The sequence below is a fragment of the Streptomyces spinosus genome (assembly GCF_020400655.1).
Lineage (GTDB): Bacteria > Actinomycetota > Actinomycetes > Streptomycetales > Streptomycetaceae > Streptomyces > Streptomyces argyrophylli.
Map to the genome: position 1 here is coordinate 1 of NZ_JAINRC010000040.1, position 24,588 is coordinate 24,588.

Below are 24,588 nucleotides of genomic sequence, written 5' to 3' on the forward strand. Positions count from 1 at the left end.
CCGGCTGGCGACGGCAACGGCCGGGACCCCTCGCGCGGGGCCCCGGCCGCTGGGGGACGGGTGTCAGCGGCGCAGTGCCGCCAGGTTGCGGTAGCCGATGGCCGCGTGCTCCAGGGACTGGGCCGGGTCGGCCGTGCTCGGGGCGTTGTCCTGCTCGACCATCGGGTTGTGGTAATTGCGGTGGCCCACGCGGGAGAAGAACGCCGTGTAGTCGATGACCCCGGTGCCGAACGGAACCATGTCGTACCCCATCCCGTTCGTCGTGTTCACGACGCCGTCCTTGGCGTGGAAGAGCGGGTACCGCTTGTCGTGGCAGGTGACCAGGCCCGCCGGGTCGAAGACGTCCGTGCGCGTGGAGCCGTCGTGGGCGGTGTAGGTGCGGAACTTGTACTGGGCCACGTGCGCCCAGAACACGTCCATCTCCAGCCACACCAGCTTCGGGTCGGTGACGGACAGGAAGTACTCCAGCTTGCGGACGCCGGAGCTGCGGGTCGGCCTGCCCTGGGCGTCCAGCGGGCCGCCGTCCAGCAGGAAGTCGTAGGCGGCGTCGTGGTTGTGGGTGTACAGCTTCAGGCCCGCGCGGCGGGCGGTCTCCCCGAGGGCGTTCCACTTGTCGGCGGCCACGTCCCAGTCCGCCTTGTAGCGGCTGCTGGTGGGGTCGGCGCCGGTGCCCACGTGCGCCATGCCGAGGATGTTCGCGATCTCCAGGTGCTTCTTGAAGGTGTCCAGATCGCCGCTGGTCAACGGCCAGGAACCGGGGATGAAGCCGTGGTTGCCCTGGGCGCGCAGGCCGGCGTCGTCGAGCCAGCGGCGCAGCAGTTTCGCGCCCTGGGCGGACTCCAGGTTCGCCCCGCCGGGAGCGTTCGCGTGCTGGCCGTAACCGGCGAACTCCACCTGGCGGTAGCCGAACCGGGCCAGCCGCTCGAACACGGCGCGGAAGCCCGAGGGCAGCGAGGTGGACAGCGGGTCCCGGCCGACGGCGTCGCGGACGGTGTAGAGGATGATGCCGCGCTTGTCCGCGGGCACCAGGGCCTGGCCCCCGCCGCCGGCCGCGGCCCGGGGAGCGGCCTGGGGCGCCGCCTGGACGGGTGCGGCGCCGAGGACGGGGGCGGCGACGGCGCCGGCCGCGACGGCGGTGCAGGTGCTCAGGAAGCGGCGGCGGCCGATGCCGAGGCTGCGGCGCAGGTCTTCGTCGGTGTGCTGGCTGGTGTTCACGGGTGCCTCTCTCTGGACGGGTCGTCGGCGGTGAGACCGGCGAGGTGCAGCAGGAGCGGTTTGACGTCGGTGGCCGCGATGCGGTCGCCGACGGCGCGGGGGGTGGAGCACAACAGGAGCGGACCGTCGTCGTCGCTCGCGGGGAGGCGGCCGTGGCTGCCCCGGATCGGTGAGGGGTCGAGGGGGACGACCGCCATGCGGTAGCGCAGGCCGAGCTTCTTGCGGGCCAGCGCCGTCGCCGCCCTGACCTTCACATAGGGGTCCTCGGGGTCCATGAACAGCTCGACCGGGTCGTAGCCGGGCTTGCGGTGGATCTCCACGAGGGCCGCGAAGTCGGGGGCGCGGGCGTCGTCCAGCCAGTAGTAGTACGTGAACCAGGCGTCCGGTTCCGCGACGGCGACGAGCTCGCCGGAGCGCGGATGGTCGAGGTGGTGGGCCTTCTTTCCCTCGTCGTCCAGGAGCCGTTCGATGCCGGGCAGGCCGTCGAGGGCGGCGCGGGTGGCCGCCAGGTCCTCGGGACGGCGTACGTACACATGGGCGATCTGGTGGTCGGCCACCGCGAAGGCGCGGGACGCCGTCGGGTCCAGGTACTCCATGCCGTCCTGGGTGTGGACCTCCAGCAGGCCGGCGCGGCGCAGGGCGCGGTTGATGTCGACGGGCCGGCTCACCGGGGTGATGCCGTACTCGGACAGCACCACGACGGTACGGCCCTCCGCGCGCGCGTCGTCCAGCAGCGGGGCCAGGGCCGCGTCGAGGTCGGCGGCGGCCTTCAGGGAGCGCGGGTCGTCGGGGCCGTGGCGCTGGAGGTCGTAGTCGAGGTGCGGGAGGTAACACAGCGTCAGGTCGGGCTGCCGGGTGCGCAGGACGTGCCGGGTGGCGTCGATGATCCACTGGCTGGAGACCAGGCCGGCGCCCGGGCCCCAGAAGCGGAACAGCGGGAACGTGCCGAACCTGTCGGTGAGTTCGTCGTGCAGGGCCGCCGGCCGGGTGTAGCAGTCGGGTTCCTTGCGGCCGTCGGCGTAGTAGACGGGTCGCGGGGTGACGGTGATGTCGGTGTCGGCGCCCATCGCGTACCACCAGCAGATGTTGGCGACCGTGTAGCCGGGGTGGACGCGGCGGGCGGCGTCCCACAGCTTGTCCCCGGCGACCAGGCCGTTGTGCTGGCGCCACAGCAGGACCTCGCCGAGCTCCCGGAAGTACCAGCCGTTGCCGACGATGCCGTGCTCGGCGGGGAGCGTGCCGGTGAGGAAGGTGGACTGGGCGGCACAGGTGACCGCCGGCAGCACGGTACCGAGGTGCGCCTGGGAACCCGCGTCGGCGAGGGCCTTCAGGCGGGGCATGCGCGTGAGGAGGCGGGGGGTGAGGCCGACCACGTCGAGGACGAGGAGCGGGGTGACGGTCCGCTCGGTCATGGCAGCTCCTTCAGGCCCAGGTCGGTCAACAGGTCGCGGGCGAGGGCGAGTTCGGCGGCGATGCCGTCGGCGAGCCGGTCCCGGCCGCGCGGGCGCAGGCCGGGCGGGAGCGCCTGCCAGGTGTACGTCTCGACCTCCAGGTGCCGGGTGAGCGGGCGCGGCCCGCCGACGAGCCGGGCGAGGGCCGTACGGAGCACCGGCAGGGTGCTGGTCAGCGGCGCGGTGGGGGAGGCGTGCAGCGGGACGTGGAAGTGGGCGCGCCAGGGCGCGTCCGCCGGCAGGTGGCCGCCCGCCAGGGCCTCGGGCAGGTCGTCGGTGCCGCGCAGCCCGGCGTCGGTGAGCGCGCGGGTCTGGTGCAGGAAGCGCGGCTCCGCGAAGCCGGCGAGGGCGGCACGCACCTCGGGCCGGCCGGGGTGCTCGGCGTGCAGCGCGGCCGACAGCTGCGCCTTCACCACCGGCACCGGGGACGCGGCGAGGGCGTCCAGCGCGGCCCCGGGGTCCTCGAACGAGGTGGCCAGGTGGCAGGTGTCGACGCAGACGCCGACGCGGGGATGGCCGACGGAGCCGAGCGGTGCCAGGGCGTCCGCCGTGGTCTCGACGACGCAGCCCGGCTCCGGTTCCAGGCCGACGCGGACCGAGCGGCCGGTCAGCTCCGCCAGCGAGTCCAGGCGCCGCCCGAGGGTGCGCAGCGCCGTCCGGCCCGCTGCGGCGCGCTCCGCGGTCCAGGTGGTGCGCCAGCCGAGCGGCAGGGTGGAGACGCTGCCCTCGGTGACGTCGTCGGGCAGCAGCGCGGCGAGGACACGGGCGAGCGCGGTGGTGTACTCCAGACGCGCACGGTCCGCCCAATCCGGTTGGTACACACGGTACTTGACCTCGTCGGCGCCGAAGCCCTCGTACGGGAAGCCGTTGAGGGTGACGACCTCCAGACCGCGCCGGTCGAGTTCCCGCCGCAGGGCGCGCAGCGCGGCCGGGTCGGTGTCCACCGCGCGGGCCGCGTCGTGGGCGAGCCACAGGCCGATGCCGAGCCGGTCGCGGCCGAGCCGGCGCCGGACGGGCTCACAGTGGTCGCGCAGCTGGGCGAGGACGCCGTCGAGGGTCTCGGCGGGGTGGACGTTGGTGCAGTAGGCGAGGTGGACGGTCGTACCGTCCGGGTGGCGAAAGCGCATCGCTCACTCCCCGCCGCGCAGCAGGGAGTTGCCCTCGTGGGTGGCCCCGGACGGGGCGACCTCCAGCTCCAGCCGGCCGCTCATGCCGTAGAACGCGACCGGGTTTTGCCACAGCACCCGGTCGACGTCGTCCTCGGAGAAGCCCTCGGCCAGCATCAGGTCGGCCACCCGGCGGGTCTTCAGCGGGTCGCTGCGGCCCCAGTCGGCGGCCGAGTTCACCAGCACCTTGTCCGGGCCGTACGCCCGCAGGATCGCCACCATCCGCCGCTCGTCCATCTTGGTGTCGGGGTAGACGGAGAAGCCGAGCCAGCAGCCGCTGTCCTTCGCCTCCCGCACGGTCGTCTCGTTGAGGTGGTCGACCAGGACCCGGTCGACGGGCAGGGCGGACTCGCGGACGACGTCGAGCGTGCGGCGCAGACCGGCGAGCTTGTCGCGGTGCGGGGTGTGCACCAGCGCGGGCAGGCCGTGGTCCGCGGCGAGCTGGAGCTGGGCGGCGAGGGCCTTGTCCTCGGCCGGGGTCATCGCGTCGTACCCGATCTCGCCCACCGCGACGACCTGGTCCTTGACGAGGTAGCGCGGCAGCTCGTCCAGGACGGGGGCGCAGCGCGGGTCGTTGGCCTCCTTCGGGTTCAGGGCGAGCGTGCAGTGGTGGGCGATGCCGTACTGGGCCGCGCGGAACGGCTCCCAGCCCAGCAGCGAGTCGAAGTAGTCGAGGAAGGAGGCGGGGGAGGTGCGGGGCTGGCCCAGCCAGAACGACGGCTCGACCACCGCGCGGACACCCGCGTCGCGCATGGCCTCGTAGTCGTCCGTGGTCCGGGACGTCATGTGGATGTGCGGGTCGAACAGGCGCATCAGGAGACCTCCTTGCCGGACTCCGCGGTGGCGTGGGCGAGCACGCGGTACAGGCCGTCGGGGACGGGGCGGCCGGCCGCGGTGCGCTCGGCCGCGAAGTCGGTGAGCATCCGGGCGAGTTCGGCGTCGCCGCGGGCCCGCTCGGCGAGCCCGGCCACCGTCTCGACGGGGACGCCGGTGAACAGGCACTTCAGTACGGCCTGCCGCCAGCCGTGGGCGTCGAGATGGCGGGCCGCGTAGGGGCCCACGGCGACGGCGAGCAGCCGGGTGTCGTTCGTGCGCAGGGCGTCCTCGACGAGGGGCAGCGCGTCGGGGCCGGGGACGAGGTGGGGCAGGGCGAGCAGTACGGCCCGGCGTTCGGCGGCGGTGCCCTGCCGGTAGACGCGAGTGACGGCGGCGAGGTCGGCGCGGGCCGTGTACAGGATCAGGACACGGGCGGCGTCGGCGTGCCGGCTGCCGCAGCGCCGGCCGGCCTCGGCCAGCCGCAGCTCCCAGGCGGAGATCGGGCCGTGTCCGCCGGGGTGGTCGGCGGCCTCGGCCAGTGCTGCGCGCAGCCAGGCGCGCGCGGTCGGTTCCAGGTGGGCTTCGAGGTGGTCGCGCAGCGCGTCGGGCGAGGGCGCCGCGGCGGCGGTCGAACGGGTCACGGGGTGCTCCCTTCGTGCACGGTGGCCGGGGTACGGGCGGTCGCGCGGCGCAGGAACGGCAGGGAGGCGGCGGCGTGGTGCGGGCCGGCGTGGGAGTGGCGGGGCAGCTCCACGACCGTCAGGCCCCGGTAACCGGTGGCCGCGAGCGCCGCGAGGACGGGCGGGAAGTCGATCTCGCCCTCGCCGAACGGGAGGTGGTCGTGCACGCCCCGTCGCATGTCCTCGATCTGCACGTGCCGCAGCCAGGGCGCGGCGGCGCGTACGCAGTCGGCGGGCGGCAGCGGCTCCAGGCACTGGCAGTGGCCGATGTCGAGGGTGAGGCCGAGCGCGGGCGGGTCGCCGAGGAGCCGGCGCAGGTGGTGGAAGTCGGCGAGGGTCGCGAGGAGGTGGCCGGGTTCGGGCTCGACGGCCAGGGGGACGCCGGCGGACTCGGCGGCGTCGAGGACGGGGGAGAGGGAGACGGCGAGGCGCTCCCACGCGGGGGCCGGGCCCGGATCGGCCGGCGGAACGATTCCGCTGAAGCAGTGCACGGCCGTGGCACCGAGGTCGGCGGCCACCCGCACCGCCCGCAGCAGCAGGTCCACGCGCCGGGCGCGGGCCCCGGGGTCCGGGTCCAGCAGCGAGGGGCCGTGTTTGCGGCGCGGGTCGAGGACGTACCGGGCGCCGGTCTCTACGGCCACGTCGAGCCCCAGCCCGGCCAGGCGCCGGGCCACCCGCCGGGTACGGCCGGCGAGGCCGGGGGCGAGCGGGTCGAGGTGCATGTGGTCCAGGGTCAGCCCGACACCATCGTACCCGAGGTCGGCCAGCAGGGCGAGGGCGTCGTCCAGCCGGAGATCGGCGAGACCGTTGGTGCCGTAGCCGAAGCGCGGGGATCTCACGCGGGGCTCCCTTCCTTGACAGGCGGACTCAGGGGACACGCGGGGCTGGGGGGCGCTGTGACCGGGGTGCCGGTGCGGGCGCGGGCGGTGGCGGCGTTGGCGTCCCGGGGGGTGCGGGCCGGGTTCATGTGACGCTCACCCTTCTCGCCGCGCGGGCGGCCAGTGGGCCGAGGGCCGCCGTGAAGAGGGCGGTCGCACCCGCTCCGGCGCGGGCGGCGAGGGCGGCCTGGAGGGGGATCGTGGCGCGGATGCCGGCGCCGACCGCGCGCTGGGTGAGCGGCGGTGACGGGTTGAGCGAGGCGTGGAAGTAGGGGCGGGCCGTGGTCCTGGCGTAGCCGAGGGCGAGCGCGGTGGTGAGCGCGCGGCCGGGGAGCAGCCGGGTCACGGCGGCGGACGCGGCGAGCGCGGCGAGCGGGGCGAGCGGGGAGCCGTCGCGGGTCTCCTGGCGCGAGACGGCCGTGACCGCGAGCGTGTGGGTGCCGAGCAGGGCCGCCGACGGCAGGGCCGGCCGGACGCGTCCGGCACCGGCGGCGGCGCCGAGCAGCAGGTCCAGGGCGCGGGCGGCGGCCATCGCGGCAGGGCCCGCCGGGGTCCGCTTGAGCAGGAGGTCGTACGACCACACGGTGGCCGCGAGCGGGGTGGCGACCGCCAGCGCCGGGCGCCCCGCGCGGGCGGCAAGGGCGAGCCCGGCGGCCGTGAGGGCACAGGCCGCGGTGAGGGCGGCGGCGGGGCGCACCCTGCCGGAGGGCAGGGGCCGGTGCGGGCGCTCCACGGCGTCCTCGGCGCGGTCGGCCCAGTCGTTCAGCGCCATCCCGGCCTCGTACAGGCACACCGACGAACCGATGGCGAGCAGGCTCGCGCGCCCCGGCCGGGCGCCGACGGCCGCCGCTCCGGCGAGCGCGTCCCCGGGAACGGTGAACAGGGCGGGCAGCCGCAGCAGTTCGGCCCACGCCCGCAGCCGGCCACCGGGCCGCGGCCGACCGGGGGAGTACGGGACCCGGCCGCGCGCCCGCCGTGTCACCGGCCCGCCGGGCCGGTACGCGACGCGGCCGTCCGGCCCGCTCGGCGCGGGGGCGCCGGAGTCCTGGGGCGTGTGGCCGCGGGGCGCGCTCGGCGTGGGCTCCACCGCGTCCGGGCGCACCCGGCCGCGGGGCATGCCCCGCGGCGGCCCGCCGGTCTCGTGCGGGGCGCGGTCGTGCGGATCTCTCTCCGGTGCTCCGCCCGGTGCGCGTGGCGTGCTCGGTGTCCCCGCGCCCGGTTCGCGGGGACACCGGTCGTGCGGCCCGCCCGGGGCGGGGGTGCCGTCCCGGGTGTCCCGGCCGGGGGTGGGGCGGCGGCTCACGCGATGTCTCCCAGTTCGCGGGCGAAGCGCAGGAGCGCGGTGTACTGGTCGGCCAGGGCGGCCGGGGCGCTGCCCACCGGGTCCTTGAAGTAGAAGGACAGGGCGGTGAGCGGGCCGGCGCGGCCGGTCTCGTGGGCGCGGGCCGTCAGGCGGGCCAGGTCCAGGACGAGGGGCGCCGCCAGGGCCGAGTCGCAGCCCTGCCAGATGGTCTGCAGGACCATGCGGGTGCCGAGGAAGCCGTCGAAGGCGATGTGGTCCCACGCGGTCTTCCAGTCGCCGAGCGCCGGTACGTCGTCGATGTGGACCTCGCCCTCGGGGACCGTGCCGAGGGTGTCGGCGAGGACGCGCTCCTTGCCGGCGTTCTTCGCCGCGGCGGCGGCCGGGTCGGCGAGCGCGGCGCCGTCCCCGCCCCCGAGGAGGTTGGTCCCGGACCAGGCCCGCACGGCGAGCGCCCGCTGGGCGAACATCGGGCCGAGCGCGCTGCGCAGCAGCGTCTGCCCGGTCTTGCCGTCCCGGCCGGCGTACGGCAGCCCGCTGGAGGCCGCGAGGCCGGCGAGCGCGGGGTGGTGCAGCCCGGTCGAGGGGGTGAAGTTGACGTACGGGCAGCCGGCGCGCAGGGCGGCCGCCGCGTAGAGGGAGCTGGGCGGCAGGCCGGTCCCGGTCGCGGCCGGCTCCGTGGAGGCGACGTTCACCACCACCGCACGGGTCAGGCCGTGCCGTCGTACGAAGGCGCGCAGGTCGTCGGTGAAGGCGGCGATCAGTTCCTCCGCGGTGCGCGTGTCGCCGGGAAGGGGGCCGCCGGCCTTGATCTCCCGGTCCGCGGCGGCGAGTTCGGCGGCGACGGCCGTGGGGAGGCCGGGCGGGAGGACCCCGCCGGCGGCGAGCTGTTCGGCCCGCTTGGGCAGGGGGCAGTCCGTGGTGTCGTGGCCGCCGAAGACCAGGGACGACAGCGCGGGCAGGCCGCTGCCCGCGAACGCCGGGCCCTCGGTGACCAGGCCCGTCGGCGGGTGCAGGCCCGCCGTCAGCGCGGCGCAGCCCGCGACGACGCTGGTGGCGACGGAGCCGCGGGCGCCGATCAGCCAGACGCCGGTACGCGGGGAACGGGCGGGGGGCGCGGACATGGGCAGCCTCCTTGTCGAGCGCGGACACCGCAAGCGGTGGGGGATGACGCCGTGCGTGGGGGGTTGGGGTGGCGCGCAGGTGGTGACGGCGGGCGGGAGTCCGGCGTCTCCCGCCCGCCGCCGTTCAGTGGCCCTTGCCGGGCAGTTCCCTGATCCGGATGGAGCGGAAGGACACCTCGTCACCGGCTCCGTGGTTCTGGATGCCGATGTGCCCGTCGGTGAGGCTCCGGGCCGGATCGGTGTTGGTGAAATCGTTGATCTTCACGCCGTTGAGCCAGATCCGCAGGCGTTCGCCCTCGACCCGGATCTCGTACGTGTTCCACTCACCCGGCGGGTTCAGCGCACGGTCGCGCTTCTTCAGGTCGGCGGAGCGGAAGCCGTAGACGGACCCGGTGGTCTTCTCCGGGACGTCGGTGGCGTCGATCTGGATCTCGTAGCCGTTGTCCACGGCCGACCACGGGTCGTCCGAGGGCGGGAAGCCCACGAACACGCCCGAGTTGTCGTCGCCGGCCGCCTTCCAGTCGAGCTTCAGGGAGTACGACCCGAAGCTCCGGCCGGCGTACCAGAGCAGGCCCATCCCGCCGGACGAGGTGAGCGTGCCGTCGTCGGACAGGGTGAAGGAGCCGGGGCCCGCCTGCCGCCAGCCGTCGAGGGAGTCACCGTCGAACAGGCTGGTGTATCCGTTCTCCGGCCGGCAGTCCGCCTGGGCGGCGCCGATCGCGTACCGGATGCCGCCCAGCAGGTGCCGGCGGAACTCCGGGTCCGCGTACGACTCCTTGGTGTGGCCGCCGCCGGTGTAGAAGGCCCGGCCGCCCTGGTACTCCTGGCACCAGGCGATCGGATGGTCGCCGTTCATGGTGCCGCCGGTGTACGACGACTCGTCGAGCGAGGCGAGGACGTGGGCCCGGTCCCGGGGGTTGGAGCGGTAGTTGTACCACTCGTCGGTCCGGTTCCAGGTCCGTGCCAGTCCCGAGGTCGCCGGGTGGGCGCGGTCCTCGACCCGCACGGTGGCCGGCTGGATCGCCGGGTGCGACTGGAAGTACGCGCCGGCGAGGCCGCCGTAGAACGCCCAGTCGTACTCGGTGTCGGCCGCCGCGTGGACGCCGACGTAGCCGCCGCCGTGGTGGACGTAGTCCTCGAACGCCGCCTGCTGGGCGCTGTCGAGGACGTCCCCCGTGGTCGACAGGAACACCACGGCGTCGTAGCGCCGCAGGGTGGACCGGGTGAACGCGCCCGCGTCCTCGGTGGCGTCGACCGTGAAGCCGCCGCTCGCGCCGAGCTGCCGCACCGCGGCGACGCCCTCGGGGATCGAGTCGTGCCGGAAGCCGGCCGTCTTGGAGAAGACCAGCACCCGCTTGGTGCCGTCCGTGCCGTCCGGGCCGTGTGACGCGGCCGGTGCCGCGGCGCAGCCGAGGAGCAGCGCGGCCGTCGCGACGGCGGTCACTGTACGCATGTGCCGCTCCTCTCAGCCGGTGGTGAAGGTGAAGTCGTCGACGTCGAACAGGGCCCCGTTGCCGCCCTTGAACACCAGGTAGAGGGTGGTGGTGCCGCGCGGGGCGCGGGACAGGTCGGCCTGGACGTCCTGGAACGTCTCCCAGCCGCCGGTCACCGGCACCGTCGCCTTGCCGAGCAGGGTGCCGCCCGCCGAGCCGGCCCGGACCTCCAGGGTGCCGCCCGCGCCGCCGGAGGAGACGCGCGCGGTGATCTTCTTGGCGTTGTCCAGGACGTACGGCGTGAAGGAGATCCAGTCGCCGTTGTCGATGTCACCGACGGTCTTGCCGCCGTGCGCCGTCTCCTTGGCGATCACCGAGACGCCGGAGCTGTCGCCGAAGTGCTCGGCCTGGCGGTGGCGGGGCTGCAGGACGCTCTGGTCGTGCGAGGTGAGCGCGGCCTGGCCGCCGCCTCCGTTGTCGGTGTACTCGGCGTTCAGCACGCCGAAGATGTTGGCGTCCTCGTCGTGGCCGCCGTCGGCGCTGGTCTGGATGGTGCCGGTGCAGCCGGTGGCCGAGGTGAGCGGGTGGCCGTGGGTGTCGTGGCCGAGGACGAAGGTGACCTTGACCTTGGCGCAGTCGATCCGGCGGCCGTCCTCGGGGTCGGTCACCTTCACGGTGAAGGGGACGGCGTCACCGAAGCTGAACAGCTGCCCGTCCTTCGGGGTCTGGAGCACCACCGTGGGCGCGGTGTTGCCGACGACGATCTGCACGCTGGCGCCGCCGGTGCGGCCCGAGGGGTCCTTCGCGGTCACGGTCGCGGTGTAGGTGCCGTTCTTGCGGTAGGTGTGCGCGGGGTTGGCGTCGGTCGACCGCGTGCCGTCGCCGAAGTCCCAGCTGTAGGTGAGCGCGTCGCCGTCCTGGTCGCTCGTGCCCTGTGAGGAGAACCGGACCTTCAGCGGCGCCTGGCCGGAGGTGCGGCTCGCCGCGGCCTGGGCGACGGGCGAGTGGCCGTCGGTGGCGTTCTCGATGCGGTACAGCGCCGAGTTCTCGTCCCCGCCGAACCAGGAGACGCCGTAGTCGAGGACGTACAGCGCGCCGTCGGGCCCGAACGCCATGTCCATCACCTGGGTGCCGGTCCACGGCACGTCGTCGATGGAGCGCACGGTGCCGTCCGCGTCGCTGCTGATGCGCTTGATCCAGCGGCGGCCGAACTCACCGGCGAAGAAGTCGCCGTCGTAGGCCTCGGGGAACTTGACCGGCGAGTCGAGCGCGGGGTCGTAGTGGTAGACCGGGCCGCCCATCGGGGACTCGGAGCCGTCGCCGAACTCGGGCACCGACGGGCCGTTGTAGGGGATCCAGGCGGGCTGGGCCGGCGGCAGGTCGGTCAGGCCGGTGTTGTGCGGGGAGGTGTTCTTCGGCGCGGAGCAGTCGAAGGAGGCACCGGAGGCCTTGGTCGCGAAGTCGTAGTCGACGTAGGCGTCGTTGGCGCCGGTGCAGTACGGCCAGCCGAAGTTGCCCGGCTTGGTCACCCGGGCGAACTCGACCTGGCCGGCCGGGCCGCGCTTGGGGTCGGCGGCGCCGGCGTCGGGACCGTAGTCGCCGACGTAGAGGATGCCGGTCGCCTTGTCGACGCTGAACCGGAACGGGTTGCGGAAGCCCATCGCGTAGATCTCGGGCCGGGTCTTGTCCGTCCCGGGCGGGAAGAGGTTGCCGTCGGGGATCGAGTAGGAGCCGTCGGCGTCGACCTTGATGCGCAGGATCTTCCCGCGCAGGTCGTTGGTGTTGCCGGCGGTGCGCTGGGCGTCGAAGCCGGGGTTGCGGTCCGCGCGCTCGTCGATCGGGGTGTAGCCGTCCGACTGGAAGGGGTTGGTGTCGTCGCCCGTCGACAGGTAGAGGTTGCCGGCCGCGTCGAAGTCGATGTCACCGCCGACGTGGCAGCACAGGCCGCGCGTGGTGGGCACGTCGAGGATCTTCTTCTCGCTGGCCGTGTCCAGGGTGCCGTCGGTGTTGAGCACGAAGCGGGAGAGGCGGTTGACGCCGTCGAAGGGGGCGAAGTCGGCGGCGGTTCCGGTCTCGGGCGCGTCGCCCGCCGGGGTGTTCAGCGGGGGCGCGTAGTAGAGGTAGATGAAACGGTTCGTCGTGAAGCCGGGGTCGACGCCGACGCCCTGCAGGCCCTCCTCGTCGTGGGAGTACACGGCGAGCTTGCCGGCGATCTTGGTGTTCCCGGCCGCGTCCGTCAGGCGCAGCTCGCCGTCGCGCGAGGTGTGCAGGACCGAGCGGTCCGGGAGGACGGCGAGCGACATCGGCTCCCCGGTCTCCGCCTCGCCCTTGGCGAGCGTGACCTGCTGGAAGTCCTCGGCCGCCGCGGCCCGGTCCTGGTCGGCGACGGCTGCGCCGGCCTGGGGCGAGGTGAGGGTCAGGGTGGCGCCCGCGAGGAGCGCGCCGCCGAACAGGGCGAGCGCCTTGCGCAGGCGTGGTCTGCGGGTTCCGGTGCGGGTGGTGCGATCGTTCCCGTGCACGAGAGGCCTCCAGAGTGGGGCTGGTTGTACGGGGCGGGTGAGTACGCCGGGACGCGCCGTCGTCCCGGAGCCGGGAACCGACCGGGATGAACGGTCAGTTCGAGAACGCCGCGTCGAACGAGGCCGACGGCGGCTCGAAGTCGTAGGTCTTCAGGCGGGCCAGGGCCTCGGGAGCGCCCTGGAGCCGGTCCATGCCGGCGTCCTCCCACTCCACGGAGACGGGACCGCCGTAGCCGATGGACCGCAGCATCCGGAAGACGTCCTCCCAGGGCACGTCACCGTGTCCGGCCGAGACGAAGTCCCAGCCGCGGCGCGGGTCCCCCCACGGCAGGTGGGAGCCGAGGCGCCCGTTGCGGCCGTCGAGCCGCCTGCGGGCCTCCTTGCAGTCCACGTGGTAGATCCGGTCGCGGAAGTCCCACAGGAAGCCGACCGGGTCGAGGTCCTGCCACACGAAGTGGGAGGGGTCGAAGTTCAGCCCGAAGGCGGGGCGGTGGCCGACCGCCTCCAGGGCGCGGTGGGTGGTCCAGTAGTCGTAGGCGATCTCGCTGGGGTGGACCTCGTGCGCGAACCGTACGCCCTCGGCGTCGAAGACGTCGAGGACCGGGTTCCAGCGGTCGGCGAAGTCCTCGTAGCCGCGCTCGATCATCGACTCGGGCGCGGGCGGGAACATGGCGACCAGGTGCCAGATCGCCGACCCGGTGAAGCCGATGACGGTGTCGACGCCGAAGGCCGCGGCGGCACGGGCGGTGTCCTTCATCCGGTCGGCCGCGCGCCGTCGTACGCCCTCCGGGTCGCCGTCGGCCCAGACCGCGTCCGGCAGGATCGCCCGGTGCCGCTCGTCGATGATGGCGTCGCAGACCGCCTGGCCGACGAGATGGTTGGAGATCGCCCAGCACTTCAGGCCGTAGGAGTCGAGGAGCTGGTGCCGGGACTTCACGTAGCCGGGGTCGGCGAGGGCCTTGTCGACCTCGAAGTGGTCGCCCCAGCAGGCGAGTTCGAGGCCGTCGTAGCCGAAGTCGCGGGCGAGCCGGCAGACCTCGGCCAGGGGCAGGTCGGCCCACTGGCCGGTGAACAGCGTGAACGGGCGCGGCATGGCGGCGGCCTCCTTCAGCCCGCGACGGGCGTGTAGACGGAGTTCTTCTCGGCGCTCTCCTCCACCGCGGCCAGGACGCGCTGCACCTGGAGCCCGTCGGCGAAGGAGGGGTCGGGGCGGGAGCCCGCGGCGACGGCGTGGACCAGGTCGCGGGCCTGGTGGACGAAGGTGTGCTCGTAGCCGAGGCCGTGGCCCGGCGGCCACCAGGCGTCCAGGTAGGGGTGCTCGGGCTCGGTGACGAGGATGCGGCGGAAGCCCGCCTCGGTGCCGGGTTCGGTGGCGTCGTGGAACCACAGCTCGTTCAGCCGCTCCAGGTCGAAGGCGAGCGAGCCGCGCTCCCCGTTGAGTTCGACGCGCAGGGCGTTCTTGCGGCCGGTGGCGTACCGGGTGGCCTCGAAGGCGGCGAGCGCACCGGAGGCGAACCGGCCGGTGAACAGGGCCGCGTCGTCCACGGTGACCGTGCCGGTGCTCACCTTCGGGGTGCCCGTCGCGGACCCGGCCACCAGACCGCGGCTCGGGCCGCCGGGCAGCGGGCGCTCCCGGACGAAGGTCTCCGTCAGCGCCGACACCCCGGCCAGCGGCTCACCCGCCAGGTACTGGGCGAGGTCCACGATGTGCGCCCCCAGGTCCCCGAGCGCGCCGGAACCGGCGTGCTCCCTGCGCAGCCGCCAGGTCAGCGGGAAGGCGGGGTCGGCCAGCCAGTCCTGGAGGTACGTCACCCGGACGTGCCGCAGGGTGCCGAGCCGGCCGTCGGCGACCAGCCGGCGGGCGAACGCGGTCGCGGGCACCCGGCGGTAGTTGAAGCCGACCATCGCCACCCGTCCCCGCCCGTACGCCTCTTCCGCGGCGCGCGTCATGGCCTCGGCCTCGGCGACGGTGTTCGCGAGGGGCTTCTCGCACAGCACGTGCTTGCCGGCGGCGAGCGCGGCCACCGCGATCTCGGCATGGCTGTCGCCGGGGGTGCAGATGTCCACGAGGTCGACGTCGTCCCGGGCGATCAGCGCGCGCCAGTCGGTCTCCACGGCGGCCCAGCCGTGCCGCTCGGCCGCCGCCCGGGCGGCGGCGCCGTCCCGTCCGCAGAGCACGGCCAGCACCGGCCGGCGGGGCAGGTCGAAGACGTGGCCCACCGTACGCCAGCCCTGGGAGTGGGCCGCGCCCATGAAGGCGTAGCCGACCATGCCGACGCGCAGCGGCGGTCTCCCGGGACCGGGTGCCCCGTCCGGTGCCGCGCCCGGTGCGGCCCCGCGGGCCCTCTCCGGTGCGGCCTCGGGGCCGGCTGACTGCTGCGGCTGTTCCATGCGCTCGTCCTCCTCGTCGTCGGGGCGCGTTCGTCGTGGCGCGGTGGGGGGTGCGGGCGGGCCGGCTCAGCGGAAGCCGGTCGGCATGTACCGGTCGACGTTGGTCTTGTCGACCACGGCGGAGTAGAGGGTGATGGACGCCGGGATCTCGAACTCGGCGAGCCCGCCGACGCCCTTGCCCTGCCCGAGGGCGCGGGCCAGGTCGATCGCCGAGGCCGCCATGGTCGGCGGGTACAGGACGGTCGCCTTGAGCACGCCGTCGTCCTGCTTGATGGCCTGGAAGGCGGAGAGGGCGCCCGCGCCGCCGACCATCAGGAAGTCGTCCCGCCCGGCCTGCTGGATGGCGCGCAGCGCGCCCACGCCCTGGTCGTCGTCGTGGTTCCACAGGGCGTCGAACTTCCGCTGGGCCTGCAGCAGTTGGGCCATCTTGGCCTGACCGGACTCGACGGTGAACTCGGCCGCCTGCCGGGCCACCTTCTTGATGTTCGGGTAGTTCTTCAAGGCGTCGTCGAAGCCCTGGGTGCGCTGCTTGGTCAGCTCCAGGTTGTCCAGGCCGGCGAGTTCGACGACCCGGGCGTCCGGCTTGTCCTTGAGCTTCTCGCCGATGTAGTGCCCGGCGTTGAGGCCCATGCCGTAGTTGTCGCCGCCGATCCAGCAGCGGTAGGCCTGCGCCGAGTCGAAGATGCGGTCCAGGTTGACGACCGGGATGCCGGCGCGCATCGCCTTGAGGCCGACCTGGGTGAGGGCCTTGCCGTCGGCGGGCAGCACGACCAGGACGTCGACCTTCTTGTTGATCAGGGTCTCGATCTGGCCGATCTGCTGGGCGGTGTCGTTGGAGCCCTCGGTGATCTCCAGGGTGACGTCGGAGTACTTCTTCGCCCGGTTCTCGGCGTTGTCGTTGATGGCGTTCAGCCAGCCGTGGTCGGCCTGCGGTCCGGCGAAGCCGATGGTGACGTGCTTGCCGGGCTTGTCGTCGGCGGCCGGCTGCTCGTTCGCGGCCGTCTTCTCCTCCTTCGTCTCATTGCTCGTGCAACCTGCGAGGAAGGCACCGGCGGAGACGGCGGCGGTCCCGAAGAGCAGTCCTCTGCGGCTCGTCAGCTGTGACATGGTGGTGAACCCTTTCCTCAGGTCGTGCTCGCGGTACGGCGCTGGACCAGGACGGCGGCGACGATGATCGCGCCCTTGGCGATCTGCTGGACGTCGCTCTGGAGGTTGTTCAGGGCGAAGATGTTCGTGATCGTCGTGAAGATCAGCACGCCGAGCACGGAGCCGGTGACGGTGCCGCGGCCCCCGCTGAGCAGGGTCCCGCCGATGATGGCGGCCGCGATGGCGTCGAGTTCGTACAGGTTGCCGTTGGTGTTCTGGCCGGAGCCGGAGAGCACGATCAGCAGGAACGCGGCGATGCCGCAGCACAGCCCGGACAGCAGGTACAGGTAGAGCCGCTGGCGACGGACGTCGATCCCGGCGAGGCGCGCCGCCTCGGCGTTGCCGCCGACGGCGACCGTGCGCCTGCCGAACGTGGTGCGGTTGAGCAGCAGCCAGCCGAGGATCGTCACGATCGCGAACACCAGGACCAGGGGCGGGACGCCGAGCACGTAGGAGTCGCGCTCACCGAGGTTCAGGATGCCGTCGACGGTCACGATCTGCGTCTTGCCGTCGGTGATCTGCAGGGCGAGTCCGCGCGCCGACGCCAGCATGGCGAGGGTGGCGATGAAGGGGACCATCCCGCCGTACGCGACGAGCAGGCCGTTGACGAGCCCGCAGCCGAGGCCGACGGCCACCGCCGTGAAGAGGATCCCGGCGAAGCCGAACTCCTGCGTGGCGACGGTGGTCGCCCACACGGAGGCGAGGGCGACGATCGCGCCCACCGACAGGTCGATGCCGCCGGAGGTGATGACGAAGGTCATGCCGACGGTGACCACGCCGATCACCGACGCCTGGGTCAGCACCAGTTGGAGGTTGCGGGTGTCGAGGAACTCGTCGGGCTTGGTGACGCCGCCGATGACGACCAGCGCGGCGAGCACCCCGAGCAGGGAGAGGGTGCGCAGGTCGGCGCGGGCCGGCAGGCCGCGCCAGACGGGGAGCCGGGCCGGCGGTGTCGGGCCGGCGGTGTCCCGGGGCGGGGAGACGTGCTGCGTCATGACGCCGGGCTTCCTTCCATGACGAGGTCGAGGACTCGGTGTTCATCCAGCTCCTGGGCGGGTGCCGTGTGCACGACACGGCCCTCGCGGAGCACCAGTACGCGGTCGGCGAGGCCCAGCACCTCGGGCACCTCGCTGGAGACCAGCAGGACGGCGAGCCCCTCGTCCGCCAGCCGGCGCACCACCGCGTACAGCTCGGCGCGGGCGCCGACGTCGACGCCGCGGGTGGGCTCGTCCAGCAGCAGCACCCGGCAGCCGCGCAGCAGCCAGCGGGCGAGCACGGCCTTCTGCTGGTTGCCGCCGGACAGGGTGCGCACGGGCACGTCCGGGTTGTCGGGGCGCAGCGACAGCTCCCGGGTCGCCGCCCGCGCGGCGCCGCGCTCGCCGCGCCGGTCGATCCAGCCGCCCCTTGAGAAGCGGGACAGGGACGACACCGACACGTTCCGCGTGACGGACTCCAGCATCAGCAGGGCCTGCGCCTTGCGCTCCTCGGGCGCGAGCCCTATCCCGGCGCGCACGGCGGCACGGACGCTCCCCGTGCGCAACCGGCGGCCGTCGACGACGACTTCGCCGGCGGTGGGCCGGCGTGCCCCGTAGACGGTCTCCAGGATCTCCGAGCGGCCCGAGCCGACCAGCCCGGCGAGCCCGACGATCTCACCCGGGCGCAGATCGAGGTCGAACGGCGCGAACTCGCCGTCCCGGGCGAGGCCGCGCACCTGGAGGACGGGCTCGGTCTCCGGCGTCCGGGCGGGCCGCTCGGGGAAGACGTACTCCACGGTGCGGCCCGTCATCAGGGCGACGACGTCCCGGGTCGGCGTGGTCTTGGCGGGCAGCCCGCCGGCGACGGCCCGGCCGTCCTTGAGCACGGTCACCCGGTCGCCGATGCGCCGGATCTCCTCCAGGCGGTGCGAGATGTAGACGACGGCGACCCCGTCGGCGGTGAGATCGCCGACGATCCGGAAGAGGTTGTCGACCTCGTCGGGGTCGAGCGCGGCGGACGGCTCGTCCATCACGATGAGCCGTACGTCGTGGGACAGGGCCCGTGCCATGGACACGATCTGCTGCTGCGCCGCGGACAACTCCCCGACCGGACGGGCCGGATCGATCTCGGGATGCCCGAGCCGCTTCAGCAGCGCCGCAGTCGCCGCGCGAGCGGCCTTGGCGCGGACGACGAACCCGGCGGCCGTCGGCTCGTGGCCGAGGTGGACGTTCTCGGCCACCGTCAGGTGCTCCACCAGGTCGAGTTCCTGGTAGATGGTGGCGATGCCGAGGCGCATGGCCGCGATCGGGGAGCGCAGGGTGACCGGCTCGCCGCGCCAGTGGATGCCGCCGCCGTCGGGCTGGTGGGCACCGGCCAGCACCTTGATGAGCGTGGACTTCCCGGCGCCGTTCTGGCCGAGCAGGCAGTGCACCTCCCCGGCCTGGACGTCGAGGTCGACGCCGTCCAGAGCGCGGACCCCGGGGAAGGACTTGGTGATTCCGGACATGCTGAGCAGCGCTGTTTCTGGTGCCATGTGAGTCCCCTCGGCGGGCGTGCGGACCGGTGTCAGGGCGTAGCGGGGCGAGCGCCCTGCGGCCAGGGAGCGGTGTTACACGAGTAAGCGGGGTGGCGCGGGGAGGGCGGGGTGGGTCGCTGACGCGGGCGGGGTGCGTGGGCGGGCGGAACGAGGGTTCGCTCGCACGAACGGAACGGTGACGGTTCGCGCGGGCGGAACGCTGACGGCTTGCGCGGGCGGGGCGGTGACGGCTTGCGCGGGTGGTGCGTCTACGCAGGTGAGAAGAGGTGGTCGCTGATCAGCCGGGCGGCACCGATGACACCGGCGCTCGGTCCCAGCTCTCCGAGCACGATGGGCAGGTTGCCGGTGGCCAGCGGCAGTGACTGGCGGTAGACCTGGGTGCGGATCGCGGCGAGCAGGGTGTGGCCGAGGCCGGTCACCCCGCCGCCGATCACCACCAGGCCAGGGTTGAAGAACGACACGAGTCCGGCGATGACCTGGCCGACCCGGGTGCCGCCCTCACGGATCAGTTCGAGGGCGGTGGCGTCCCCCGCGGCCGCGGCGGCGGCGACGTCCACGGCGGTGAGGGTGCCGTTCGCCTCCAGCCGGGCCGCGAGTTCGGCGGACAGGCCCTGCCCGGCCGCCTGCACCGCGTCCCGGGCCAGTGCCGCGCCGCTGAAGTGTGCTTCCAGGCAGCCCCGGTTGCCGCAGGCGCAGGGCCGGCCGTCGGGCACCGCCTGGATGTGGCCGATGTCGCCGGCGCTTCCGGTGGTGCCCCGGTGCACCCGGCCGCCCGCGACGATGCCGCAGCCGATCCCGGTGCCGATCTTGACGCAGAGGAAGTCGGCCGTGGTACGGGCGACTCCCGCGTGCTGTTCTCCCATCGCCATGAGGTTCACGTCGTTGTCGACCATGACCGGGCAGCCGAGCTCCTGGCTGAGCGCCTCCCGGACGGGGAAGCCGTCCCAGCCGGGCATGATCGGCGGGGCGACCGGTACGCCCTCGGGGAAGCGGACCGGTCCGGGGACGCCGATGCCGGCGCCGTCGAAGCCCTCGGCGAGTCCCGCGGCCTTCAGCTTCCCCGCCAGGTCCAGGACCTGCTCGAAGACCGCGACCGGTCCCTCGCGCACGTCCATGGGCTGGTTGAGATGGCCGAGGATCTCCAGTTCCGGGGTGGTGACGGCGACGTCGACCGAGGTCGCGCCGATGTCGACACCGAGGAACCTGAGGTCCGGGTTGAGCCGGACGTTGTGGGAGCGCCGGCCGCCGCGCGAGGCGGCGAGTCCGTCGGCCACCACCAGGCCCGTCTCCAGCAGCCGGTCCACCTCCACGGCCAGCTTGGACCGGGACAGGTCGACCTGGTCGCCCAGCTGGGCCCGGGAGTTGGGGCCGCCGTCCCGCAGCAGCTTCAGCAGGCGGGCCTGGTGCGCGTTGGCCGGTCGAGCCGTCATGCGTCTCACGTGCCCCTCCCCGCCCTTTGCGGCCACCAGTGTCGGGCTTTCGACAGGGAACGTAGCAGTGGTCGCCGAACCTGGGAAGAAGTTGTGCACGGATTCCCTGGAACTTCTTCCACTGAGAGGACAAAGAGCGGCCGGTCAGGCCGAGGCATACGTGCGCTCGGGGCGAGCCTGGCTGCGGGGTGCCCGACCGGCTGTTACGCCGGTGATCAGAGGCCTTCCCGTACACCTCGACGGACCCGGAACCGGAACCGCGCGTGGCGACCAGCCCGGGGTGCAAGGACATCGCGCCTTTCACCAGCCGCCGCAGGCACGGTGGGGGCGAGCGCGGGGGAGGCCTGCCGCGGTGGTGATGTCGGTGGGTCAGGGGCGGATCAGGGTCGTCGTCAGGGCGATCACTGATGGGCGACGCCGCTCTCGCGCAGCAGAGTTGATGCAGCCGCCCTAGTCACGTAATCACCGCGGAGGTACCTCGATGCACATGCGCCGTGCCGTCACCACTCTCGTCCTGGCCTCCGCTCTCACGGCCGGTGCGGTTCTGCCCGCGGCTGCCGCACCTGCCGCTTCCCGTGCCGCGACGTCCTCGGACCCCACCGTCCAGGACATCCTCGACCACTTGCCCGACGACATCGTCGCAGGTGCGTTGACCAGGCAGGACGGCGTGGGCGCCACTGCCGGCCCGGTCACCGCTGACGCGTACCTCCGGGCCGGCAGCGTCACCAAAGCCTTCACCAACACGGTGGTGCTCCAACTCATCGCCGAGCATCGGATCAACCTGGACGCACCGGCACGGCGGTACGTCCCCCAAGTGCTGTCCGAGGCGTACGACGGCGTCACCGTGCACCACCTCCTCGACCACACCAGCGGCCTGCCCAAGCCCGCCCCGACGCCCGGTCCGGCCGACGGGCCCGGATGGCAGTTCGTGTCCGTGACGCCCGAAGACCTCCTGCGCGAGTCGTTCGCCGCGGCCACCGGCACGCCGCCCGACCCCGGTTCCGAACAGCAGTACAACGGGCTCGACTCCTTCGTCCTCGGCCTGATCGTGGAGAAGGTCACCGGCCACTCCTTCGCCACCGAGCTGGAGCGCAGGATCATCCGGCCGCTGCGCCTGCACCACACCGGCCTGCCCGCCGCGGACGACCTGACGATCCCCTCACCCCACGCGGAGGTGTACGTCGACGGGCAGGACGTGACCGAGCAGAGCCCGTACCCGTGGGCCGAGGGAGGGATGATCTCCACCGCCGCCGACCTGGACCGCTTCATGACCGCTCTGTTCCGGGGCCGTCTGCTCCCACCCGCCGTGCAGAAACTGGTGTTCGAGGTGCCGACAGCTGCGAACGGCCCCGACAACACCAACTGCGCGGGCCCGGCGGTCTGCTACAGCGTCGGGGGACTCATGCGCTACCAGCTTCCGGACGGCGAGGAGGTATGGGGCAAAACAGGTTCCCGTCCCGGCTGGGACAACGGCTTCTTCGCCACCCGCGACCTCCGGCACCGCCTGGTGTACTCCCTGAACCCGACAGGGGCCGGCAACGACCTCCCGTACATCAAAGCCCTCATCAACGCCGCGCTCACCGAATGACAGCCGGACCGTCCATCCGGTCGGCCCATGACGAGCGACGCTGTCGAGGGCGCCGGGCAACCCGGCGCGGCGCCGCTCGGGAGCAGGGGGCAGCAGGGGTCGACAGCCGGGTCGGGTCACCCCCTGCGCCCACGGGTCGTCAGTGTTCCAACCGTCTCGAGCAGGGGCGCCTCAGGGGACGACGCCCAGTTCCGGTTGCGGTTCCGGTTGGGGTGTCGGAGCGGCCTTCGGTTCCCACAGCGCGGTGGTCCGTACGAAGCCGTGGACCACCGAGAGCAGCGCCAGCAGGACAAGCGGGCCGAACAGCCACGGGTGCGCTGCCATCTGCACCGGCAGGAAACGGTACGCCAGCAGGAGTGCGGCGAACACGGCCGTGCCGTGGGCGACCAGTTGGATCCCGGACCGGTCCCAGCCCCGGTCGTACGCGCGCAGCGCCGCCTCGATGGTGAGCGTGAACACCGCGCCTGCGACGAGGTCGGCGCCGTAGTGGTAACCGAAGCCGAGGGTGGCGGTGAGCGTGGCGATCAGCCAGAACGTGCCCGCGTAGCGCAGGAGACGCGGCCCCTTGCGGGAGTGGACGAAGATCGCGGTGGCCCACGCCGTGTGCAGGCTGGGCATGCAGTTGCGCGGGGTGATCCCGTCGAACGGTATGGGGTGCGGGCTGCCGGGAGGCAACGGCGTGTCCGGCCACAGGCCGGCGACCGCCCAGTGCCCGCCGTCGGCGCCGTAGGCGAAGACCGGCCCGACCACCGGGAAGATCATGTAGACGGCCGGCCCGACCAGGCCGATGACCAGGAACGTGCGCACCAGGTGGTGGCGCGGGAAGCGGCGCTCGGCCGCCACGTGGCGCAGCTGGTACATCGCGACGACGACCGCGGCCACCGCGAGCTGGGCGTAGACGTAGTCGAGGGCGTGGGCGCCGACCGTGCCGGTGGCCCGGACGATCCGGCCGACCACCCACGACGGGTCGCCCAGGGCGTGGTCGGCGGTCGCCACGTACGGGTCGAGCACCGTCGGGCGGGTCTTCGACGTGATGAGCAGCCAGGTGTCGCCCGTCTTGCGGCCGGCCACCAGCAGCAGGCCCAGTCCGACGCCCTTCAGCAGCAGCAGGCGTTCCCGGCCGGTGCGGCGCGTGACCGCGATGACCGCACAGCCCACGATCACCCACAACGCGCCGTTGCCGAAGGGATGGCCGTCGGTCAGGTCGGCGCCGGCCGCCCACCGCGCCAGCAGGAAGACGATGTCGATGCCGAGCGCGACGCCGATCGCGATGAACCGTTCCCGCCAGGTGAGGACCACCATCGTCAACGCCATGCTGGCGTACAACAGGAACCCTGATTTGGGCGGAAATATCAGTTCCCGCACCTGATAGGTGACCGGCCCCGGCAGGCCGTAGTGACGCGCGGCGATCTCCAGCACGACGAGGAATGCGAGGGTCACCACACCGGCCGCGGCCCAGAGCACCGTCCGGGGTCGACGCCACGCGGCGAACGAACTTCTGCTGTCTGGTGGCGGAATGGCCCGCGATGCTCTAGGTATCAATTGTTCGGCCGATGTGTTGGGTGTTGTGTGGTTTTCCGACGAGGTCGGGCAATGAGGGCGTGCTTGTCGTGAGTTCGATCATGTTATCCGAGCGCCCGCGCATTGTGGATGGGGAAGTGCCCTCGCGCGGTCAGCACGCGATGCCCGCCCCGTCCCACGGACTCGGCCCCGTACCGCGGCACCAGGCGTCCAGAGCGTCGCCGTCCACGCACACGATGCCGCACTGGCGCGCGTACTCGACAGCGGGCGCGGTGAAGTCGCTCGTCGTCACGACCGCGGCGACATCGGCCTCGTGGATGGTGAAACAGGTCCCACCGAACCGCTGGAGGTCCTGCGAGCCGACCTTGTTGGCGGGGCCGTACTGCTTGCACTGGATCACCACGCGCCGTCCGTCCGGGGTGAGCGCGGTGACGTCCGCCCCCAGGTCGCCGGCGCCGCCCACCACTTCCACCTCCCGGCACCCGTCACGGGTGCACAGGTCGGCTATGGCCTCCTCGAAACCGTCGGGTTCGAGCTGGGCGCAGTCCACCACACCGCCGGGGAACGTGACGGTCGCCTCGCCGGCCGCCTCCTCGCCTACCGGCCACGGCGGAACGTCCGCCACCGGGGCGGGCCGCGACGGAACCGCTGCCTCCGCGGCCGGCTGGAGCGGAACGGCCGCCTCCGCGGCCGCTTCCTCCAGTGCCCGGGCGGTCCGGCGCGCGTACTTCGCGGCGGAGAACCGGCGCCACCTGGACCGGCCCGTCACAGCGGCGGCGATGCCGAGCACCACCAGGACCCCGGCCCACAGCGGGCGCCGCTCCACCATGCCCGCGGCGGTTCGCACCACCAGCGAGAGGAGGCACAGCAGGACCGCGAGCAGCAGGAAGAACAGGGCGGTCGTGCGCAGATCGAAACGTCGGTCGTTCCGCACACGTCGAACGGGGCGCAGAGGTACGGACACGCGGGTTCCCTCCCGGACGGCGACGACAAAGGCCGGTCCTCTCCGGATGCCCAAGATCATCGAAAGATCGCACACCGCTCATGACGCGGCCCTGGCCGGCGATGTCGCCGACCAGGGCTGTCCTCGGGCCGGGAGCGGTGGAACCCGCCCCCGGCCCGGTGTCCCTCCGTGTCTGTCCGCGTCGGAGCAGGTACTCGTGCTGCCCGGACAGCGTGCAGGACAGCTCCAGGCCGCCTTACGGTGAGTCAGGCCGCGTTGCTCCAGGCGTCGGCCCCGGCCGGTGCGGGGCCGCGCTGCCGGGCCGGGTCACCGGCTCCTGGTGCTCGGCACGGTGGGCGCGGGCGGGCGGAACTCGAAGGCCGGCTGGGCGGGGCGCGCGACGACGGGCGGTCCGGTCATCAGCGCGGCCAGCTCTCCCGCGGCCCGGTCGATGCGTTCGGCGAGTCCTTCGGCT

General features: G+C 73.4%; 19 protein-coding genes. 1 reads left to right on the top strand and 18 read right to left on the bottom strand.

From position 1 onward, the window contains the following. Positions 1-63: 63 nt before the first annotated feature. The 16 genes from LG395_RS40300 to LG395_RS40375 form a co-directional block, all read right to left on the bottom strand. Positions 64-1,215 (bottom strand): sugar phosphate isomerase/epimerase family protein, encoded by a 1,152-nt coding sequence (locus LG395_RS40300; protein ID WP_225814460.1) that lies wholly within the window; start codon positions 1,213-1,215, stop codon positions 64-66. Next, a complete protein-coding gene (locus tag LG395_RS40305; protein WP_225814462.1) occupies positions 1,212-2,627 on the bottom strand; it encodes an alkaline phosphatase family protein in 1,416 nt (471 codons plus the stop codon). Before LG395_RS40305 ends, LG395_RS40300 begins: the two co-directional genes overlap by 4 nt. Continuing rightward, positions 2,624-3,793: a metabolite traffic protein EboE gene (eboE, locus tag LG395_RS40310; RefSeq protein ID WP_225814463.1), complete on the bottom strand. Its 1,170-nt coding sequence runs from the start codon at positions 3,791-3,793 to the stop codon at positions 2,624-2,626. Before eboE ends, LG395_RS40305 begins: the two co-directional genes overlap by 4 nt. 3 nt (positions 3,794-3,796) lie before the next feature. Next, a complete protein-coding gene (locus tag LG395_RS40315) occupies positions 3,797-4,645 on the bottom strand; it encodes a TatD family hydrolase (protein ID WP_225814465.1) in 849 nt (282 codons plus the stop codon). Beyond that, on the bottom strand, positions 4,645-5,289 hold the full coding sequence (locus tag LG395_RS40320; protein ID WP_225814467.1) for an EboA domain-containing protein: 645 nt from the start codon (positions 5,287-5,289) through the stop codon (positions 4,645-4,647). The genes LG395_RS40315 and LG395_RS40320 overlap by 1 nt, the downstream gene beginning before the upstream one ends. Continuing rightward, positions 5,286-6,167: a sugar phosphate isomerase/epimerase family protein gene (locus LG395_RS40325; protein WP_225814470.1), complete on the bottom strand. Its 882-nt coding sequence runs from the start codon at positions 6,165-6,167 to the stop codon at positions 5,286-5,288. Before LG395_RS40325 ends, LG395_RS40320 begins: the two co-directional genes overlap by 4 nt. Positions 6,168-6,291: 124 nt before the next feature. Next, entirely contained in the window at positions 6,292-7,323 is a 1,032-nt protein-coding gene (locus LG395_RS40330; RefSeq protein ID WP_372463532.1) for an SCO3242 family prenyltransferase, read from the bottom strand. 182 nt (positions 7,324-7,505) lie between these two features. Beyond that, entirely contained in the window at positions 7,506-8,630 is a 1,125-nt protein-coding gene (locus LG395_RS40335; RefSeq protein WP_225814472.1) for an inositol-3-phosphate synthase, read from the bottom strand. Positions 8,631-8,754: 124 nt separating this feature from the next. Next, positions 8,755-10,083: a ThuA domain-containing protein gene (locus LG395_RS40340; RefSeq protein WP_225814474.1), complete on the bottom strand. Its 1,329-nt coding sequence runs from the start codon at positions 10,081-10,083 to the stop codon at positions 8,755-8,757. Positions 10,084-10,095: 12 nt separating this feature from the next. Beyond that, a complete protein-coding gene (locus LG395_RS40345; protein ID WP_225814476.1) occupies positions 10,096-12,582 on the bottom strand; it encodes a PQQ-dependent sugar dehydrogenase in 2,487 nt (828 codons plus the stop codon). Positions 12,583-12,676: 94 nt separating this feature from the next. Then, positions 12,677-13,675, bottom strand: a complete 999-nt coding sequence (locus tag LG395_RS40350) for a sugar phosphate isomerase/epimerase family protein (RefSeq protein WP_225814479.1) — start codon at positions 13,673-13,675, stop codon at positions 12,677-12,679. Positions 13,676-13,689: 14 nt separating this feature from the next. Further along, the gene (locus LG395_RS40355; protein WP_225814482.1) at positions 13,690-14,973 is read right to left on the bottom strand and encodes a Gfo/Idh/MocA family protein; all 1,284 of its coding nucleotides are present in this window, start codon (positions 14,971-14,973) and stop codon (positions 13,690-13,692) included. Positions 14,974-15,039: 66 nt separating this feature from the next. Continuing rightward, positions 15,040-16,080, bottom strand: coding sequence for a substrate-binding domain-containing protein (locus LG395_RS40360; protein WP_225814484.1), 1,041 nt, complete (start codon positions 16,078-16,080; stop codon positions 15,040-15,042). 17 nt (positions 16,081-16,097) lie between these two features. After that, entirely contained in the window at positions 16,098-17,114 is a 1,017-nt protein-coding gene (locus tag LG395_RS40365) for an ABC transporter permease (protein ID WP_225814486.1), read from the bottom strand. Further along, entirely contained in the window at positions 17,111-18,628 is a 1,518-nt protein-coding gene (locus tag LG395_RS40370; RefSeq protein WP_225814488.1) for a sugar ABC transporter ATP-binding protein, read from the bottom strand. The genes LG395_RS40365 and LG395_RS40370 overlap by 4 nt, the downstream gene beginning before the upstream one ends. A 251-nt stretch (positions 18,629-18,879) precedes the next feature. Further along, the gene (locus tag LG395_RS40375; RefSeq protein ID WP_225814491.1) at positions 18,880-20,061 is read right to left on the bottom strand and encodes an ROK family transcriptional regulator; all 1,182 of its coding nucleotides are present in this window, start codon (positions 20,059-20,061) and stop codon (positions 18,880-18,882) included. 481 nt (positions 20,062-20,542) lie between these two features. On the opposite strand from LG395_RS40375, the gene LG395_RS40380 reads away from it, so the two are divergent. Further along, positions 20,543-21,649 (top strand): serine hydrolase domain-containing protein, encoded by a 1,107-nt coding sequence (locus LG395_RS40380; protein WP_225814493.1) that lies wholly within the window; start codon positions 20,543-20,545, stop codon positions 21,647-21,649. A gap of 171 nt (positions 21,650-21,820) precedes the next feature. Here the strand turns inward: LG395_RS40380 and LG395_RS40385 are convergent, their stop codons facing one another. Both LG395_RS40385 and LG395_RS40390 read right to left on the bottom strand, forming a co-directional pair. After that, positions 21,821-23,113: a phosphatase PAP2 family protein gene (locus tag LG395_RS40385; RefSeq protein WP_225814495.1), complete on the bottom strand. Its 1,293-nt coding sequence runs from the start codon at positions 23,111-23,113 to the stop codon at positions 21,821-21,823. A 208-nt stretch (positions 23,114-23,321) separates the two neighbouring features. Next, positions 23,322-24,104, bottom strand: a complete 783-nt coding sequence (locus tag LG395_RS40390; RefSeq protein ID WP_225814497.1) for a restriction endonuclease — start codon at positions 24,102-24,104, stop codon at positions 23,322-23,324. Between the last annotated feature and the right edge of the window lie 484 nt (positions 24,105-24,588).